The following is a 17341-nucleotide window of genomic DNA, read 5'->3' on the forward strand; positions in this document are numbered from 1 at the left end:
AGCCGCGACCGTGGCGGTCGCGGCTCGCGCCGCATGCCGGAATCAGACGACCAGCGAACCCAGCCGGGAGTTGATCAGCGTCTCGGCCTCGTCCACGATGCGCGAGATCAGTTCGGCGCAGGTCGGGATGTCGTCGATCAGGCCCTGCACCTGTCCGGCCGACCAGATGCCGGCGTCCAGGTCGCCCTCGTCGAAGACGCGGCGGCCGCGCGCGCCGGCGACCAGATCGCGCACATCCTCGAATTTGCCTCCGGCGGCCTCGATTTCGACCACCTTGCGGCTGATCTCGTTGTCGGCCACCCGGGCGGTGTTGTTCATGGTGCGGAAGATGAGCTGCGTGTCGCGCTCGGTGTGGGCGACGATCTGCTCCTTGACCTTTCGATGCACCGGGGACTCCTCGGTGCACAGGAAGCGGGTGCCCATGTTGATGCCGTCGGCGCCCAGCGCCAGCGCGGCGACCAGGCCGCGCGCATCGGCGAAACCACCCGACGCGATGACCGGGATGTCGAGCGTCTTGGTGGCGGCCGGGATCAGGATCAGGCCGGGCACGTCGTCCTCACCCGGGTGGCCGGCGCATTCGAAACCGTCGATGCTCACGCCGTCGACACCGATCTTCTGCGCCTTGAGCGCGTGCCGCACGCTGGTGCACTTGTGCAGCACCTTGATTCCGGCTTCCTTGTAATACGGCAGGAACGGTTCCGGGTTGCTGCCGGCGGTCTCCACGATCTTCACGCCCGATTCGATGATCGCCTTGACGTACTCCTCGTACGGCGGCGGGTTGATCGAGGGCAGGATCGTGACGTTGACGCCGAACGGCTTGTCGGTGAGCTCGCGGGTGCGCTCGATTTCGCGCCGCAGATCGTCGGGAGTCGGCTGGGTGAGCGCGGTGATGAAGCCGAGGGCCCCCGCGTTGGCGACCGCCGCCACGAGTTCGGCGCGGCCGACGTGCATCATGCCGCCCTGCACGATCGGGTGTTCGATACCGAACATCTCGGTGAATCTGGTGCGCAACATCTGGTTGTCCTCCTGGCCGCGGTACGACTCGGGGCGGCGCGCCCGGCATCTCCGGCACGTTTCGATGCCGGTGTGTGCACACACTGCCGCCCCTCGGGTGCCTGGCCGCGTGCGAGCCGGGCCTGCCCGGATGGGTCGATATTGGCATGGCGACCGCGTCGGAGACAACAGGATGTGAGCGGCAGTTTGCTCCATCAGCCTCGAGGGGCGTGGAACTGACGGCACGGTGCACTCAGGCAAAATCCCAGGTTATCGCTATGAGGCGGCGCGGTATGGCGAACCTTCTGTGAACCGTGATTCTCGTATGTAACCCTTGTCACGGCAAAAAGTTAGTTGCTATTCTCGCTGTTGGTTCAGCCGTCGACGCCGCCGGGCCATTCGGTGGCGAACTCTGACGGGCCGAGAGGAGTTCCTGCATGACCACCGGTGTCCAGACCGACGAACCGATCCGGTCGCGTCGCAACCACTGGAACAACCAGATCGCCACGCATGCGCTGATGCGCCCGGACGCGGTGGCGATCCGGTTCCGCGGGCAGGACACCACCTGGAAACAGCTGCACGAGCGGTCACTGAAATTCGCCGATGCCCTGGCTCGGCGCGGTGTCGGCTTCGGCGACCGGGTGCTGATCCTGGCGCTCAACTACACCGAGTACCTGGAGGCCGTGTTCGGTATCAACGCGCTGGGCGCGATCGCGGTACCGGTGAACTTCCGGCTCACCCCGCCCGAGGTCGCCTACATCGTGGCCGATTCCGGGGCCGCGGCGATCGTCACCGACTCGCTGCTGCAGCCGCTGGCCACCGGTGTGATGGCGCAGAGCGAGGCGCTGCGCACCTGCGTCGTCATCGGCGGCACCACCGGCGAGGGCGTCATCGGCTACGACGACTTCCTCGCCGAAACCGGCGAACCCCATGTGCCGCAAGACATTCCGGAGGACACTCCGGCGTTGATCATGTACACCTCGGGCACCACCGGCAGCCCCAAGGGCGCGATCCTGTCCTACGCCAACCTGAATGCCCAGGCCCTGACCTGCATCCGGGCGATGAACTCGACCCCCGACAGCATCGGCTTCTGCACCTCGCCGCTGTTCCACATCGCCGGACTGGGAGCTCTCGCGCCGGCGTTCATGCTCGGTTCCACGACCGTGCTGCATCCGCTCGGCGCGTTCGACGCGACCGAATTCCTCGACGCCATCGAGGCCGAACAGGCCACCACCGCGTTCTGTGTCCCCGCCCAGTGGCAGCTGATCTGTGAGGATCCGACGGTCAAGGAGCGCAAGCTCGCGTTGGAGACGTTGAGCTGGGGGGCGGCGCCGGCCTCGGAGACCGTGCTGCGGGCGATGGCCGAATGCTTCCCGAACGCGCAGAACGTCGCCGTCTTCGGTCAGACCGAGATGTCGCCGATCACCTGCGTGCTCGAGGGCAAGGACGCGCTGCGCAAACTCGGCTCGGTCGGCAAGCCGATCCCGACCATCCAGAGCCGCGTCGTCGACGACGAGATGAACGACGTCGCGCCGGGCGAGATCGGTGAGATCGTCTACCGCGGGCCGACCATGATGCAGGGCTACTGGAACAAGCCCGAGGCGACCGCGGAAGCCTTCGCCGGCGGCTGGTTCCACTCCGGCGACCTGGTTCGCCAGGACGAGGAGGGCTTCGTCTGGGTGGTCGACCGCAAGAAGGACATGATCATCTCCGGCGGCGAGAACATCTACTGTGCCGAAGTCGAGAATGTGCTGTTCGCGCATCCGAAGATCCACGAGGCCGCGGTGGTCGGCCGGGCCCACGAGAAGTGGGGCGAGGTGCCGGTGGCCGTGGTGGCGCTGCTCGACGGCGAAACGCTGACCCTCGAGGAGCTGACCCCGTTCCTCAACGACAACCTCGCCCGATACAAGCATCCGAAGGATCTGGTGATCGTGCCGGAGCTGCCGCGCAACGCCAGCGGCAAGGTCGTGAAGGTGCAACTGCGTAAGGACTACGCGGGCTGACCTTCGGCACCGGCCGAGGATGGGCATGCGCCGCCCGCATACCCGGTCGTGAACGAGCCGCCGAGTCGAGCACTCGGCGGCTCGTTGCCGTATCGGCGCGCGACGCGCCGGAACGGCCTGCGGCTCAGATCATGTCGTGCCTGGTGAGCCAGTTCATCAGCGGCCAGCCGCAGAAGACCGGCAACCAGCAGGTCAGCACGCGGTACAGCAGCACCGCCGGCACGCCGATCGCGGCAGGCACACCGAAGGCGGCCAGACCACCGATCAGCGCCGCCTCCACCGCGCCCACACCGCCGGGCGTGGGTGCCGCCGATGCCAGTGTGCCGCCGATCATCGTCACGACCGTCACGGTCACGAATGTCGTCGCGCCGCCGAAGGCTTCGATGGCGGCCCACAGCGCGCCCGCCGCGCCGAGCGTGGTGGTCGCGCAGCCGCCGACGATCATCAGCAGGCGTTTCGGTTCACGTGCCAGCGTCCGCAGTTCGGCGACCACTTCCGCCAGCTGCGGCCGCACCTCGTTGCGCAGCCAGCGCCGCACCGTCGGGACGAACATGGCCGCCCCGACCGCACCCAGCAGACCACCGGCCAGCAGGTACAGCACGGTCGCACTCGGCACGAAATGTTCCAGGTTCGCCGAGACACCGGCGGCCACACTGAAGATGATCAGCAGCACCACGTGGGTGATCACCTGCACCGCCTGGTTCAACGCCACCGCCGCGGTCGCCTTCACCGTGCCCAGGCCGCTCTTCTGCAAAAACCGCACACTCAGCGCCAGCCCGCCGACCCCGGCGGGTGTGGTGGTCGCGGCGAAGGTGTTGGCGACCTGCATGCCCAGCAGCTTGCGGAAATCCACCGACGTTCCCGCGCACCCCCACAGCGCCATCGCCGCGCCCACGTAGGTGGCGCCCGAAATCGTCAGCCCCAGCAGCGCCCACCACCAGTTCGCGGTGCGCAATTCGGTGAAGAAGGTCGGCACCTGGCTGATGAACGGGTAGGCCACGTACACCAGCGCGATGAGCAGCACCAGCTGCACGATCTGGTTGCGCGAGTACCGGGTGATCCGCGCGGCCTCGATCCGATCCTTACCGGTCTGCTGAAGTACCTGAGCGCGGACGGTTTTCATCAGTTCACCGCTGTTGGGCACCGATTTGCGGACCTGGGCGCCGATTCCGTTCTTGGTGAGCCGTCGGGACGCGTCGAGCACCGCCTGTTCCCCCAGCACGTGAATGGCGGTCGCCACCACCGTGTCCGCCCCGAACAGCGAGCTCGTGGTGAGCAGCAACTGCGCGATATCCGCGGAGAAGCGGGAGTCGAAGGCGCCGAATTCCGCGGCCATGAAGCCGCCGAACAGCACCCGCCCCTCGGCGATGCGGATTTCCTCGACCCGCAGATCGCCATGGGTGATCTGGGCCCGGTGCATGTTCTGCAGCGACCGCCAGACGTTGGTCAGCACCACCTCGCTGTCGGTGGCGGCCAGCTGCCGGCCCCGAGGCGCGGTGTGCGCGTACAGGGTCCAGCCGCGGCTCAGGGCGGCCACCGTCAGCGGTTTATTGCTGGCCAGGCCCAGGTCGCCGAGCGCGATACCCATCAGTGCGCGGTGTTCGACCGCGCGGCGCATCGAGGCGAAGGCGGGGGTGCGTTCGCTGCTGCGGAAGGTCAGCCAGCGCCGCACCTGCCGCAACATTCCCCAGCTGCGCTGATTCTGTCCGTACATCTCCACGACCAACTGGCGATGCGGTCCGGTGTCGGCGCTCAGCAGCAGTGGTCCCGGACCGGCCGGACGCAGCACGGTGAAACCGGTGACGGTGTATCCGCGTCCGGCCAGTACCCGCACGGCGGCCTCGAGCGGCACCTCCAACGCGGGAGTGCCGACGACCAGCACGATCACCGCGCCGACGAACCAGCCCACGGCCAGCCCGAACATCGCCCGCGACGGCACCACCAGACTGACGAACAGATGCAGCGGCACGAACGCGATCAGCAACGCCCACCACAACCGCCGCCAGGATGCCGGAAGCCACGGGCTGGCCACGGTCAAACCGGCGGCCAGCATCGCGATCCAGCGCGGATCGTCGAGAAATTGCGACAGGAAGGTGTCGAGCTGACGTGGCACCGCCAGATGCCACTGCGGCGCCGAGATCCCGGATTCGGTGATCGACAGCAACAGCACCGCGATCAGACCCGCGGCGACGTAACCGCTGAGCAGTTTGAACTGCATCCGGAAGATCAGGCGGACCAGGATCGCGAAGGGCAACGCCAGAATCGCGATGCCGTAGAGCAGATAGACCAGGTTGGACTGTTCGGGCGTGAGGAAGCCGACGATATCGGAGACCGACCGTTCCAGGGCCTCCCAGCGCGGGCGGGTGATGAGCGATCCGGCGACCACCACCGCCACCAGCAGGGCGGACAGCACCACGCGAATGATGTCGCTGGTCCGCCTGATCCGCGGCTGCAGCAGACTGCCGGAGACGGGGATCTCCCGCCCGTCTACTCGCATGTCGTATCGAAACTTTCGGATCGAGGGAGCTGCGTCTGTCCCAGGGTCGGCTCGGGTGTGAGTATGCAGGAGGCGCTCCGAGCGCCCGTCGGCAACACGCCGTTCCCCGGGTTCGCGCAGGTGGGCGTGCGCGTACTCCACACGAGCCGCTCGGACTCGGGCGGATGCTCCGCGTCCGGATCTCCGCTCGCTCGTGCCGAGGCCACCGCGCGAGCGCCCGGGTCTTCGCGGACCGGCCGGGCGCAGCGTCACCCGGGCGGTCCCGGACTGACCGTGACGGGTTCGGGTGCGTCGGTGTCGCCGACGCTGAAGATGCCACCGGTCATGGTGCCGGTGTCGAGTTCGGCGATCGCGGCCGCGACCAGCTCGGTCGGCACCAGCGCGGGAAAGGAATTGGGGGCGACGGCATTCGCGCGGACCCCGAATTCGGCGAATTCCGCGGCGATATGCCTGGTCAGATGGTCGAGTGCGGCCTTGGTCGCGGAGTAGACGGCCTGCCCGCCGGAATAGACCCGCGATCCGGACAAGCTCGAGACGTTGACGATATTGCGATTGCGCGCCCGATTCTCGTCACCACGATGCAACCAGCAGCGCTGCGCGAGCCGCGTCGCCAATCGCAGCGGCACCTCGACGTTCATCGCGAACTGCGGCGCGAGCGCGTCCAGGGCGGTGTCGCCGTCGACCAGTCCGTTCGGCTGTAGATCCAGCTGCGCCGCATTGTTGACCAGCAGATCGACCGCGCCGAATTTCGCCAGTGCCAGATCCACCACGCGCTCGGCCTCGCCCTCCCGGCGCAGATCGGCGCGCACGACGAAGATGCGGGATTCGTTCTCCGGAACCGGCTGCCACGGCTCCAGCGGATCGATGAACCATTCCTCCTGCGAGGGCGCGGCCGGAACCCGACTGCGGCAGACCGCCACGATGTCGTAGTTGCGGTAATACGCGCGGCAGAACGCATCACCCAATCGCCCACCCGCTCCGGTGAGCAGGCACACTCGGCGGGCGTCACCAGTTGACAATGCGATCCCCTCCCCAGCGGCTCGCCGCCTGCTCCTTCGGCCGATGCAACCACATCACCACACTGTTGCGGGCCGCGGTGTTGGCGCCGAGGAAGGTGTGCCAGGACCGCGGCGTGCATTCGAAGACGACCATCGAATTGTCCAGCGGCGGAACGACCACCGTCGGCGTCGGGTCCGCGGTGCCGATATCGGCGAACAGTCCCGTCTCGCCGCCGTCGCCCGGCTGCCATTCGCCGTTGCCGAGATAGAACAGGACCGCGACGGCGCGCACCATCTCGCGGGCCGGCACCCCGGCGGGCCGCGCGCCGGACTTCAGATCGATCTCGTCCGCCGGCAGACCGACCGCCTCCGGGCCCGGTTCCGCACCCGGGAACCAGGCCGGGGTGAGGTCGTGATGCGGCCAGCCGCGCGGACTCCCCGGCGGATGATGGTGCAGGGAGCCTTCCACATCGCCGCTGGCCGAGACGCCCGCGACCCGTTCGATCAGGTCGTGCCAGGCCCGCGACAGGAAGACCTCGAGCGGGCCGTTGCGCATCCGGGTCAGGCTCGCCCCCGAGGCGCCGTATCCCGTGGCGACCGGACCGAACAGATCCGGGCGCTCGGTGCGCACCCGATCGAATTCGGCCGCGAGCCGCTGATAGAACTCGGCGACGAAGACGTCACGAACGTAGACGTGGGGGAAGGGGCGGGTGCGGCGAATCCATCGCCGATGGGCCAGCAGATCGATGAACCAGCGCGGCAACGGCGCCTCGGACAACATACAAACTCCCTCCCGGACTACCCCGCCGATCTTATTGCCTTCCCGGTACCGCGCCGAGTTCGTCCCGGTTTGTGCAACCATCACCCGGTGGTGCGCGACGTTCGGGTCTGTTTCGTGGGGGATTCTCTGGTTGCGGGGCTGGGAGATCCGCAGTGCCTCGGCTGGGCCGGCCGCCTCGCCGGCCGTGCGACAGCGGCCGGAATACCGCTGACCTATTACAACCTCGGGGTGCGACGCCAGACCTCCTCCGATATCGCCGCCCGCTGGGAGGCCGAATGCGGGCAGCGATTATCCGGCGAGGTCGACGCGCGAGTCGTCTTCTCCTTCGGCGTCAACGACACGCTCTGGGAGAACGAGGCGATCCGGGTGCCGGCCGAGGAGTCCGCGGCCAATCTCCGCCGCATGCTGCGCCGCTGCGCCGAACTCGGCTGGACCGTCCTGGTGGTCGCGCCGCCGCCCTGTATCGACGACGAACAGAACACGCGCACAATCGAATTGGATGATCGATTCACCGACATGTGCGCTCGCGAACAGGTTCAGTACCTTCGCGTTCACCAACCGCTGCGCCACAACGACATCTGGATGCGCGAATTGCGCGACGGTGACGGCTACCATCCCGGCGCACCGGGCTACGAGCAACTGGCCGCGATGATCGGCCCGCACTGGCTGCAATGGCTGACCGAACCCCGCACCCGCTTGCCGACGGTGAGCTGATTCGCGGTTTTTGCCCGCACCGATTAATCAGCGTTGTCCGTCCCGTCTTCGGTTCGAACGCATCGGCCGACCGGGCCGGTGACAGGTTGCAGAGGAGCAGGTCAATCATGGGGAAGATCGTTGTCGCCGAATTCGTTTCGCTGGACGGATTCATCCAGGATCCGCTGTGGACCGCACCGTTCTGGTGCGACGGCATCGCGAACTACAAATCCGGTGAGCTGGAGGCGGTCGACGCCTTGCTGCTGGGTCGCACCACCTACCAGATGTTCGCCGCGTCCTGGCCGGACCACCCGGAGGAGGGTGCGTACAAGGACAAGATGAACAGCATGCCCAAGTATGTGGCGACCGATTCGCTGCGCGATCTGGACTGGAACGCTCAGCGCATCGAGGGCGATCTCGCCGCCGGCATCGCGAAACTGCGGACCGAGCAGAACCTGCTCGTCTTCGGCAGCGCCTCGCTGGTGAAGTACCTGCGCGAACACGAACTGGTCGACGAGTACCGCCTGGTCGTCTACCCCGTCCTGCTGGGCAGCGGGCTGCGGCTGTTCGAGGCCGTGGAGCCCGAAGCCACCCTCGCCCTCGCCGACTCCGAGGTGCTCGACAACGGGGTCGTCCTGACCACCTACCGGGTCACCGCCAATTCGGTGGTGCGACCGAGTTTCGGCTGACCGGTCCGCGGGTCACTCGCGGTGGCGGACGATATTCAGCACGTTGCCGTCCGGGGCGCGAACCAGGAACCGGCGAACTCCCCACGGTTCGGTGGTCAGCGGATGGACGATCTCGTAGCCGAGCCGCCGCGCCTGCGCATAGGCGGCGTCGACATCGTCCACCAGCGCCGAGGCGACGGAGTCGGCGGGCGCGGCCGCGTCCCGGGTGACGAGCTGGATGTTGGCGCCGCTGTCCGGCGAGGTGTATCGGGCGACCCAGCCCATATTGAATTCCTCGGTGCTCAGACCGAGGAAATCGGTGTAGAAGCCGCGGGCGGCCTCGATATCGGCCACTCGAAGGTTGGTGATGATGCGATGGGTGCGCATGCGGTCCTCCTGTCCGCCGGGCGGTGATACTAATTCGCTGTCGAGGTGGTGCGGCCCGTGATCTCCAGGACCGCCATGGCCGCATTGTGGCCGCCGATTCCGCTCACTCCACCGCCGCGGACCGCGCCGGCGCCGCACCGGAAAATGTTGTGATGGCCCGTGCGGACACCCCAGCGCGCGGCGGGTGAGGCATCGTCGTCGGTGCGATACGGAAAATCCAAGTCGCCGTGGAAGATATGGCCGCGCGGCAGGCCGAGTTCGGCTTCCAGTTCCAGCGGCGTTCGGGCTTCGATACACGGATCGCCGTTCGCGTCCGCGGCGAGACAGCCGGAAATCGGCTCGGCCAGTAAGGAATCCAGCTCACGCAGTGTCGACGCCAGCAGCTCGTCGCGTGAGCCGTGCTCGAAAAGCGCCGCAGGCGTGTGCAATCCGAACAGGGTCAGTGTATGCATGCCCCGTTCGGCGGCCTCGGAACCCAGAATCGACGGGTCCGTCAACGTATGGCAGTAGATTTCCGACGGCGGGGCGCTCGGGAATCGCCCGGCGGCCGCCTCGCGATATGCCCGTTCCAGCCGGCCGTATCCCTCCGCGATATGGAACGTGCCCGCGAACGCCTCGCGCGGGTCGATATCGGTGCGCAGGCGGGGCAGCCGGCGCAGCAGCATGTTCACTTTGAACTGGCTGCCCTCGGGCATCGCGTCGACCGGCTCGCCCATCAGCCGGGCGAGGGTGGCCGGCGCGGCGTTGACCAGGACGTGGCGGGCGTCCGCCAGACCGGATTCGTCCGGTGTGTCGAACCGCACCTGTGCTGTATCGCCGTCGGTATCGATACCGGTCACCGTGCACGAGGTGCGCAGGTGCGCGCCTGCCCGCCGGGCCGCATCGGCGAGGGCATCGGTGAGCGCGCCCATGCCGCCGACCGGGACGTTCCACTCGCCGGTCCCGTTGCCGATCACGTGGTAGAGGAAACAGCGATTCTGCCGCAGCTGCGGATCGTGCGCGTGGGTGAATGTGCCGATCAGCGCATCGGTGAGGACCACCCCGCGCACGGCGTCGTCGCGGAATCGCGCCTCGACGGTTTCGCCGAGCGGCCGCTCGAACAGCATCTCCCAGCTATCCGGATCGTCGAGCGCTCGCTGCAGTTCGCCGCGGGTGGGCAGCGGCCGCAGCATTGTGGGGAAGATCCGCTGCGCGGCCCGCGTGGTCGTCGCGTAGAACTGTTGCCACGCTTCGTAATCCGCATCGGATCCGGTGACGCGGCGGAAGCTCTCGCGAGTTCGCCCGGCATCGGCGGTATCGACGAGCAGTCCGGTGTCGCCGACCGGCGTGTACGACGAGATCCGCCGCTCGCGGGTCCGGAATCGCAGTTCCAGATCCCGGACGATCCGATCGGGAAGCAGGCTCACCAGATACGAATAGCGCGACAGGCGCGCGTCGATCCCGGCGAACACCCGTTCCGATACCGCCGCGCCACCGGTGTGGTCCTGCCGCTCGAGAACCAGCACCGACAATCTGGCGCGCGCCAGATACGCCGCGGCCACCAGCCCGTTGTGCCCGCCGCCGACGATGACGACGTCATAGGAGTCGCGCATCAGCCCTGGATATCACGAATTCGCGCGACCCGCGTCCGATCCGCCGGGTGTCGCGGACTTACGAACCAGCAGATAACCGTGCGGACATCGCTCGTCGGGTTCCGGCGCCCGCACCGTCCGGGTCAGCGGGACGAACCCGTGCGGCCGTAACATCTCCGCCAGCGCCTCGGGCGACCACCGCACCACCGGCGCCACCTTGTGGTCGTAGGGTTGCCGGTCGGCGCCGTCGTCGGCGGCCTGAAACGCCAGCATCAGATAGCCGTCCGCTGCCAGCGCCCGCGCGAATTCCGCGAACAGCTCCGGCAATTGCTCCGGCGGCATGTGAATGATGCTGTACCAGGCCACGATTGCGCCGAGACCGCCGTCGGCGACGTCCAGCTTCTCCATCGACCTGTGCTCGAAGCGCAGGTGCGGATGAACCTCGCGGGCCATCCGGATCATCTCCGCCGATGCGTCGAGGCCGAAGGCGTTCAGTCCCAACGCATCCAGATGTCCGGTGATCCGGCCCGGCCCGCATCCCAGATCCGCCACCGGCCCGCGGTCCTCGGCCCGCACCAACTCCGCGAACAATCCCAGCATCGCCCGATCGACCGGCGCGTTCACCATCGCATCCCGGAACAGGCCGGTATAGAGCTCCGCCACCTCGTCGTACGCCGCCGCCACCGCATCGGAATTCGCACTCACTCCGGCAGCCTACCGACGCCCATCCCCGGCCGCCGCGTGGTTTCGGCGCGTAGGGTCGCGGCATGGCCACCTCGACGCAGCACCGGGAGGCGGACGGATGAGGACGCTCACCTCCCGCATCGTGTATCGCAATCCCTGGATCGTGGTCCGCGAGGACAGTATTCGCCGCGCCGACGGCTCCACCGGCATCTACGGCGTGGTGCACCGCGCCGAATTCGCCGTGGTGGTACCGCTGGAGGGCGATCGGCTGCATTTGGTGGAACAGTTCAGATATCCGCTGGGACAACGGTGCTGGGAGTTCCCGGCGGGTGCGCTACCGGGCGGCGAGTCCGGCGACCCGGTGGAGATCGCCCGCCGGGAACTGCGCGAGGAGACCGGCCTGCGTGCCGCCGACCTGACCCACCTCGGCATCCTCGACGCCGCCCCGGCCACGCTCGCTCAGCGCGGCCACGCCTATCTGGCGACCGGCCTCACCGCGGGCGAACCCGAACGTGAACCCGAGGAACAGGACATGCGCTCGCGGTGGTTCGACCGCGGCATCGTCGAACGGATGATCCGCACCGGCGAAATCACCGACTCGCAGACCATCGCCGCCTACGGCCTGCTCCTGCTCCACGAGCGCCGCTGACGCGGCGTCACTCAACGCTTTCGGGCGCGGAACACACTGTCCCGCAGGGTGATCGACTCGCCGCTCGAACGAACGACGGACCGCGTCCGGCCCTCGACCAACTGGATATCCCAGCGATCCGGCGCCAGTCCGGCGGCGATCTCCGTCGCGGTGACGTGCACATGGGCAGCGGAGGTGTGCGCGGCCGACTCGTGGTCACCGGGAGCGTGGCCGACGATGAACAGCGTTCCGCCCGGTGCCACCGCGGCGGCCAGGCGCTCGAACAGGGCGTCGTTCGAATCGACCGGATGCACGTAGCATGCGCAGACCAGGTCGAAGCGGTTCACGCCCGCGTTCCACTCCGTCAGATCCGCTGCGTGCCAATCGATCCGCTCGGCGATGTCGTGACCGGCCCGGTCGGCCTTCTCCCGCCCGCGTGCGACGGCCGCCGCCGCGATGTCGACGGCGGTGACGCGCCAGCCGCGTCCGGCCAGCCAGATCGCCTCCGCCCCGTCGCCGCAGCCGGCGTCCAGGGCCGTGCCGGGCGGCAGGTCGGCGAGTTCGCCGGTGAGGTGGGGATTGGGTTCGCTCGCGGAGGCGGAACCGGCGCCGTGGTAGCGCTGTTCCCAGTAGTGCCGGTCGAATTCACGTCCGCCGCAGCTGTGCTCGTGATGTGCGTGCCCGCCGGTATCACTGCCGTTCATATCGACTCCTTCGGGGTGCGAGTTCACAGGCCGTGCCGCCGATCGCCGAGGACGCGCTCGGTCACGGCGGCCTCATCGCCGGCGGAGAATCCGTGCCGATGGCGCTCCACGGCCCGGCGTGTCTCCTCCTCCACCAGGTCGGCATTGATCTGCGCGGCCGCGAACGCGCCCGCGGCGGCCGCCGCACCCACCTGCGCGCTCAGGTCGGTGACATTGCCCGCCGCCCATACGCCCGGAACGTCGGTGCGGCCCATCGCGTCCGTCGGAATGTATTCGCCTGCGCCCGAAGGATGTTCGAGAGGTTCGAGGCCGAGTTTGCGAAGGATGTCGCTCCGCGCGACCATGCGCGGGCCGACGGTGATCACCTCGCGCGCTACCACCGTCCCGTCGGCGAGCCGCACGCCGCTGATGTTGTCCCCGGCGACCTCCAACGCCGCCACTTTCCCGGTTATCACCGGAATGCCGCGCGCGGCAAGCCTTTCCGCCGCGTCGGCGCCGGGTGCGTCCATGGTGTGGGTGAACAGGACGACATCGTCGGTCCACTGCCGGAACAGCAGCGCACCGTGAACGGACATCGGACCGCCGGCGATCACGCCGATCCTGCGGTCGCGCACCTCCCAGCCGTGGCAGTACGGGCAGTGCACGACATCGCGACCCCAGCGTTCCCGCAGGCCCGCGATATCCGGGATCTCGTCGGCCAATCCGGTGGTCACCAGCAGCCGGCGCGCTCGCACGGTCCGCCCGTCGGCGAGTTCGAGCAGGAATTCATCGTCCTCGCGGATCGCGCCGGTGATCTCACCCGGCACGATGTGCCCGCCGTAGCCGCGCACCTCGGTGCGGCCGCGGGCGAGCAGTTCCGCCGGCGGCATCCCCTCCCGGCCGAGCAGTCCGTGCACCCCGTCGGCCGGGGCGTTGCGGGGTGCGCCGGCGTCGACCACCGCCACCGATCGGCGGGCCCGTGCCAGCATCAACGCGCCGTTCAACCCGGCCGCCCCGCCGCCGACGATCACCACGTCGTAGTTGCTGTTCAGCTCATCGGTCACCATGACCACCTCCTGGTGTCCACCGTGCCCCACAGACCGGAAAACTGGCAAACATCTTTGCTGAAATGGCAAACTGGGGTCATGGACGACCACCTGGACCGCGCGCTCGACGCCGTGGGCCCCCGGCTGCGCGCGCTGCGACACCAACGCCAGACCACGCTCGCCGACCTGTCCGCGACGACCGGCATCTCGGTGAGCACCCTGTCCCGGCTGGAATCGGGCGCCCGCAAGCCGACCCTCGAACTGCTGCTGCCACTGGCCCGGGCCCACGGCGTCACCCTCGACGAACTCGTCGACGCCCCGCCCACCGGCGATCCGCGCATCCATCTGCGGCCGATCACCCGGCACGGTATGACTATGCTGCCGCTGACCCGGCGCGCGGGTGGCATTCAGGCCTACAAGATGGTGATCCACCCCGAGAACCGCCGCGGTGAACCCGATCCGCAGACCCACGAGGGTTACGAGTGGCTGTACGTCCTCAACGGCCGACTCCGCCTGATCCTCGGCGAACACGACCTCGTGCTGGTTCCCGGCGAGGCGGCCGAATTCGATACCCGCGTCCCGCACTGGTTCGGCCCGGCCGACGAACGGTCCGTCGAATTCCTCAGCCTGTTCGGCAAACAGGGCGAGCGCGCCCATGTGCGGGCCCGCCCCGGAACCGGCGGGGACTAGCGGTCAGCGTCCGGCCATATCCAGCGCGGCCAGATGGCTGAACAGCACCGACGCTCCGATCGGATTGCCGCCGCCGGGGTAGACGGTGCCGCTCACCGCGGCCATGGTGTTGCCCGCGGCGTACAACCCGGGAATCGGTGTGCCGGATTCGTTCAGCACCCGCGCGGCCGTATCGGTGCGCAAACCGCCCTTGGTACCCAGATCGGAGATGCCGAAGGCCGCGGCGTGGAAAGGTCCCTTCCGAATCGGCACCAGCGGTGACCTGCCCTCCGAGAAGGCGCGGTCGTAGGCCTCGTCACCGCGGCCGAAATCCTCGTCGACGCCGCGGTCGGCGAAGCCGTTGAACCGGTCCACGGTGTCGGCCAGCGCCTGCGCCGGAATGCCGATCTGCTCGGCGAGTTCGTCCAGGGTCGCCGCACTGTGCCGCAGCCCCGCGCGCACGTACTCCTCGTGATCGACCATCGGGACGTTGCTGGCCTGCACCGGTGGCACCGGGCCGGCGCTGTCGTCGTAGATCATCCAGAACGGCAGCGTCATCGCACCCTCGTCCAGGCGCGTGATGATGTCGCGGCCCAGCCGGTCGTAGGGTGCGGATTCGTTGACGAAACGCTGCCCCGCCCCGTCGACGAAGATGCCTCCGGTGAACCACAGCGCGAAGGCCGCACGGCCGTCGGGATGGATCATTCCCGGCGACCACCACGCCTGATCCATCAGATCGGTATCGGCGCCGACCGCCATCCCGGCCTCGTGCGCCTTGCCCTGATTTCCCCAGGGCCCCATGGTGTCGCGAGCCTCGCCGGGGACGCCGAAGCGCCGGCGCAGGTCGTCGTTGCCTTCGAAACCGCCGGCCGCCAGCAGAACTCCCTTGCGGGCCCGGATCGCGATCCGCGTGCCCTCACGTTCCACGATCGCGCCGACCACCGCGCCGTCCTCGGTGACCAGGTCGACGAGCGGGGTGTTCAGCCGCAACGAGACGTCGGGAAACTTCGACAGCGCGAGCAGGAACCGCCCCACCAGGGCGCGGCCGCCGATCAGATACTTCGGCTGCGGCTCGCCCAGCCGGTCGGTGCCCAGCGGGCCGCGCACGGCGGTGGCGAGGTCCCCGAGAGTCGCGGCGGGCAGCGGTGCGGGAACGATATGCCGCTTACCGTCGGTGCGAGCCTTGGGCGCCGCGCCGAAATAATCCGGCCACGGGAACATCTGGAATTCGAAACTGTCGTCGCTCTCCAGGTATTCGATCACCCGGGCGCCGTTGTGGATATAGGTCTCCTGCAGGTCGGCGGGCGTCCGATCGCCCACGACCGCGCGGAAATAGGTGAGCGCGTCCTCGAGGGTGTCGTCCACCCCGGCCCGTTGCAGCACCGGATTGCACGGAAACCACACTCCGCCGCCGCCGGAATACGAGGTGGTGCCGCCGAACTTCTCGGTCGCCTCCACCACGGCCACCGAAAGTCCTTCCCGCGCCGCGGTATAGGCGCCGGCCAAGCCGCCACCCGAACCCGCGACCAGTACATCGACTTCTTCGTTCCAGTCCGTCACCGCACACTCCCAGCACTCGTCTGTGCTCACGGTAAGCGTTCGGCGCCCCTGCGTCACCGAAGATCCCGATGGGCAGGAACCCGGTGGCCACAGCCGCCGATCCGTGCCACCGCGACACAACCGGCGGTTGTGGCCGCCCGCGTGTCGGTTGTTTGCGGGCCGCCCGGGCCGATTGCTTCGATCTCCTCGATGATGAATCGTTCGCTGGGCACCCCGTTCACCCGGCTCTGGTCCGCCTACGCGGTGAGCACCTTCGGCACCTGCCTGGCTCTGGATGCGCTACCCCTGATCGGGATACGCGTGCTGCACGTCGGACCGGGCGCGGTTTCGGCACTGGCCGCCGCCGGACTGGCGGTCGGCGTGGTGCTCGCCCTGCCGCTCGGCCCCTGGGTCGAGTACCGGCGGAAACGTCCGGTGATGGTCGGGACCGATCTGCTGCGCTTCGCCGCCATGCTGAGTATTCCGGTCGCCTTCGCCTTCGGCGTGCTCGGTTACGCGCAACTGCTCATCGTCTCCGTCGTGGTGGCCGCGGCCGATATCGCCTTCCGCGCGGCGAGCGGCGCCTACCTGAAAAGCGTTGTCTCGCAGGAGGATCTACTCGCCGCCAACGGCAGATTCGAATCCACCACCTGGACCGCGACCGCACTGGGACCGCCGCTGGGCGGTACAGCGATCGGGTTGTTCGGTCCGGTCACGACCGTCCTCGCGGACGCGTGCAGCTATCTGCTGTCCGCCGCGGCGCTCGGCTCGATCCGCGCCGACGAACCACGTCCGGATCGCGGGAAGGTCGGGCGCACCCGCGCCGCCGATCTGTTCGCGGGCTGGCGCTATCTGCTGGCCCATCCCGGTCTGCGGCCGCTGTTTCTCAACTCCGTCGCCGTGAACGGGCTCATCATGGCGACCGCGCCGGTGCTGACCGTGCTGATGCTCGGCCGCCTCGGCTTTCCGACCTGGCAGTACGGGCTGGCATTCGGAATCCCCTGCCTGGCGGGCCTGCTCGGCTCCCGGCTGTCGCCGCGACTGGTCCGCCGGTACGGGGAACGTCGGATCGTCCTGGTCGCCGGCACGCTGCGGGCCTGCTGGCCGATCGGATTGGTGGGGATCACCGCGGGGCTCGGTGGTCTGGTGCTGGTGATCGTCGTCGAGGCCGGTCTCATCGCGAGCATCGGGATCTTCAATCCGGTGATGGCGACCTACCGCCTGCAGCGCACGGATCCGGGAGTGGTGGCACGCATGCTGACCGCCTGGTCGATCACCGGAAAGGCCACCACCGCGATACTGACCGCGCTCTGGGGCGTGCTGGCGCAGCTCACCGGCCCGCGCACCGCACTCGGCGTCGCGGGTGCGCTGTTGCTGGCCACGCCGTTGCTGCTGTTCCGAGGCGGATATGTCGACGTGGACGCCGCGGTGGAATCGCCGCATCCGGCGCCGGAGCCGATGCGGCAGGGCTGACCGGCGATCCGAGTGACCAGCGCCACAG

Annotated in this window: 16 protein-coding genes; 6 read left to right on the plus strand and 10 right to left on the minus strand. The window is 68.4% G+C overall.

What is annotated here, in order from left to right:
• Positions 1-42 precede the first annotated feature (42 nt).
• Entirely contained in the window at positions 43-1014 is a 972-nt protein-coding gene (locus tag IRT45_RS23300) for a nitronate monooxygenase family protein (RefSeq protein ID WP_194807972.1), read from the minus strand.
• A gap of 416 nt (positions 1015-1430) precedes the next feature.
• On the opposite strand from IRT45_RS23300, the gene fadD5 reads away from it, so the two are divergent.
• Positions 1431-2996, plus strand: a complete 1566-nt coding sequence (gene fadD5, locus IRT45_RS23305; protein WP_194807974.1) for a fatty-acid--CoA ligase FadD5 — start codon at positions 1431-1433, stop codon at positions 2994-2996.
• Positions 2997-3120: 124 nt separating this feature from the next.
• On the opposite strand, the gene IRT45_RS23310 is transcribed toward fadD5, so the two are convergent.
• The 3 genes from IRT45_RS23310 to IRT45_RS23320 all read right to left on the minus strand — a co-directional run bounded on the left by IRT45_RS23310 (position 3121) and on the right by IRT45_RS23320 (position 7272).
• A complete protein-coding gene (locus IRT45_RS23310; protein ID WP_194807975.1) occupies positions 3121-5493 on the minus strand; it encodes a lysylphosphatidylglycerol synthase transmembrane domain-containing protein in 2373 nt (790 codons plus the stop codon).
• A 248-nt stretch (positions 5494-5741) separates the two neighbouring features.
• The gene (locus tag IRT45_RS23315) at positions 5742-6512 is read right to left on the minus strand and encodes an SDR family NAD(P)-dependent oxidoreductase (protein WP_228534819.1); all 771 of its coding nucleotides are present in this window, start codon (positions 6510-6512) and stop codon (positions 5742-5744) included.
• Positions 6499-7272 (minus strand): 2OG-Fe(II) oxygenase, encoded by a 774-nt coding sequence (locus IRT45_RS23320; RefSeq protein WP_194807977.1) that lies wholly within the window; start codon positions 7270-7272, stop codon positions 6499-6501. Before IRT45_RS23320 ends, IRT45_RS23315 begins: the two co-directional genes overlap by 14 nt.
• An 87-nt stretch (positions 7273-7359) precedes the next feature.
• Here IRT45_RS23320 and IRT45_RS23325 point away from each other — a divergent pair, with 87 nt between their 5' ends.
• Complete coding sequence (locus IRT45_RS23325; RefSeq protein ID WP_194807978.1) at positions 7360-7986, plus strand: GDSL-type esterase/lipase family protein; 627 nt, start codon at positions 7360-7362, stop codon at positions 7984-7986.
• Positions 7987-8093: 107 nt separating this feature from the next.
• On the plus strand, positions 8094-8654 hold the full coding sequence (locus tag IRT45_RS23330) for a dihydrofolate reductase family protein (RefSeq protein ID WP_194807980.1): 561 nt from the start codon (positions 8094-8096) through the stop codon (positions 8652-8654).
• Positions 8655-8666: 12 nt separating this feature from the next.
• Here IRT45_RS23330 and IRT45_RS23335 read toward each other — a convergent pair whose 3' ends face one another.
• From IRT45_RS23335 to IRT45_RS23345, 3 genes are read right to left on the minus strand one after another with little or no spacing between them, the layout of a single operon-like run.
• Complete coding sequence (locus IRT45_RS23335; protein WP_194807986.1) at positions 8667-9020, minus strand: VOC family protein; 354 nt, start codon at positions 9018-9020, stop codon at positions 8667-8669.
• Positions 9021-9049: 29 nt separating this feature from the next.
• Positions 9050-10612 carry an NAD(P)/FAD-dependent oxidoreductase gene (locus IRT45_RS23340; RefSeq protein ID WP_194807988.1) on the minus strand — a complete coding sequence of 521 codons (1563 nt, stop codon included), beginning with the start codon at positions 10610-10612 and terminating at the stop codon, positions 9050-9052.
• 12 nt (positions 10613-10624) lie between these two features.
• Complete coding sequence (locus IRT45_RS23345; protein ID WP_309241116.1) at positions 10625-11296, minus strand: class I SAM-dependent methyltransferase; 672 nt, start codon at positions 11294-11296, stop codon at positions 10625-10627.
• A 97-nt stretch (positions 11297-11393) separates the two neighbouring features.
• On the opposite strand from IRT45_RS23345, the gene IRT45_RS23350 reads away from it, so the two are divergent.
• The gene (locus tag IRT45_RS23350) at positions 11394-11924 is read left to right on the plus strand and encodes an NUDIX hydrolase (protein ID WP_194807989.1); all 531 of its coding nucleotides are present in this window, start codon (positions 11394-11396) and stop codon (positions 11922-11924) included.
• An 11-nt stretch (positions 11925-11935) separates the two neighbouring features.
• On the opposite strand, the gene IRT45_RS23355 is transcribed toward IRT45_RS23350, so the two are convergent.
• Entirely contained in the window at positions 11936-12607 is a 672-nt protein-coding gene (locus tag IRT45_RS23355) for a bifunctional 2-polyprenyl-6-hydroxyphenol methylase/3-demethylubiquinol 3-O-methyltransferase UbiG (RefSeq protein WP_194807991.1), read from the minus strand.
• 23 nt (positions 12608-12630) lie between these two features.
• A complete protein-coding gene (locus tag IRT45_RS23360; protein ID WP_228534820.1) occupies positions 12631-13653 on the minus strand; it encodes an NAD(P)/FAD-dependent oxidoreductase in 1023 nt (340 codons plus the stop codon).
• Between the two features lie 78 nt (positions 13654-13731).
• On the opposite strand from IRT45_RS23360, the gene IRT45_RS23365 reads away from it, so the two are divergent.
• Positions 13732-14322 carry a helix-turn-helix domain-containing protein gene (locus IRT45_RS23365; RefSeq protein WP_194807993.1) on the plus strand — a complete coding sequence of 197 codons (591 nt, stop codon included), beginning with the start codon at positions 13732-13734 and terminating at the stop codon, positions 14320-14322.
• Between the two features lie 3 nt (positions 14323-14325).
• Here IRT45_RS23365 and IRT45_RS23370 read toward each other — a convergent pair whose 3' ends face one another.
• Positions 14326-15861: an FAD-binding protein gene (locus IRT45_RS23370; RefSeq protein WP_194807994.1), complete on the minus strand. Its 1536-nt coding sequence runs from the start codon at positions 15859-15861 to the stop codon at positions 14326-14328.
• A gap of 189 nt (positions 15862-16050) precedes the next feature.
• On the opposite strand from IRT45_RS23370, the gene IRT45_RS23375 reads away from it, so the two are divergent.
• Positions 16051-17313: an MFS transporter gene (locus tag IRT45_RS23375; RefSeq protein ID WP_194807997.1), complete on the plus strand. Its 1263-nt coding sequence runs from the start codon at positions 16051-16053 to the stop codon at positions 17311-17313.
• The last annotated feature ends 28 nt before the right edge of the window (positions 17314-17341 follow it).

Source organism: Nocardia sp. BSTN01 (genome assembly GCF_015354405.1).
Taxonomy (GTDB): Bacteria; Actinomycetota; Actinomycetes; order Mycobacteriales; family Mycobacteriaceae; genus Nocardia.

Coding starts and splice junctions, on each gene's coding strand:
- IRT45_RS23365 (WP_194807993.1), top strand. CDS start 13,732: ATGGACGACCACCTGGACCGCGCGCTCGACGCCGTGGGCCCCCGGCTG.
- IRT45_RS23310 (WP_194807975.1), bottom strand. CDS start 5,493: ATGCGAGTAGACGGGCGGGAGATCCCCGTCTCCGGCAGTCTGCTGCAG.
- IRT45_RS23330 (WP_194807980.1), top strand. CDS start 8,094: ATGGGGAAGATCGTTGTCGCCGAATTCGTTTCGCTGGACGGATTCATC.
- IRT45_RS23355 (WP_194807991.1), bottom strand. CDS start 12,607: ATGAACGGCAGTGATACCGGCGGGCACGCACATCACGAGCACAGCTGC.
- IRT45_RS23300 (WP_194807972.1), bottom strand. CDS start 1,014: ATGTTGCGCACCAGATTCACCGAGATGTTCGGTATCGAACACCCGATC.
- IRT45_RS23350 (WP_194807989.1), top strand. CDS start 11,394: ATGAGGACGCTCACCTCCCGCATCGTGTATCGCAATCCCTGGATCGTG.
- IRT45_RS23320 (WP_194807977.1), bottom strand. CDS start 7,272: ATGTTGTCCGAGGCGCCGTTGCCGCGCTGGTTCATCGATCTGCTGGCC.
- IRT45_RS23340 (WP_194807988.1), bottom strand. CDS start 10,612: ATGCGCGACTCCTATGACGTCGTCATCGTCGGCGGCGGGCACAACGGG.
- fadD5 (WP_194807974.1), top strand. CDS start 1,431: ATGACCACCGGTGTCCAGACCGACGAACCGATCCGGTCGCGTCGCAAC.
- IRT45_RS23375 (WP_194807997.1), top strand. CDS start 16,051: ATGATGAATCGTTCGCTGGGCACCCCGTTCACCCGGCTCTGGTCCGCC.
- IRT45_RS23360 (WP_228534820.1), bottom strand. CDS start 13,653: ATGGTGACCGATGAGCTGAACAGCAACTACGACGTGGTGATCGTCGGC.
- IRT45_RS23335 (WP_194807986.1), bottom strand. CDS start 9,020: ATGCGCACCCATCGCATCATCACCAACCTTCGAGTGGCCGATATCGAG.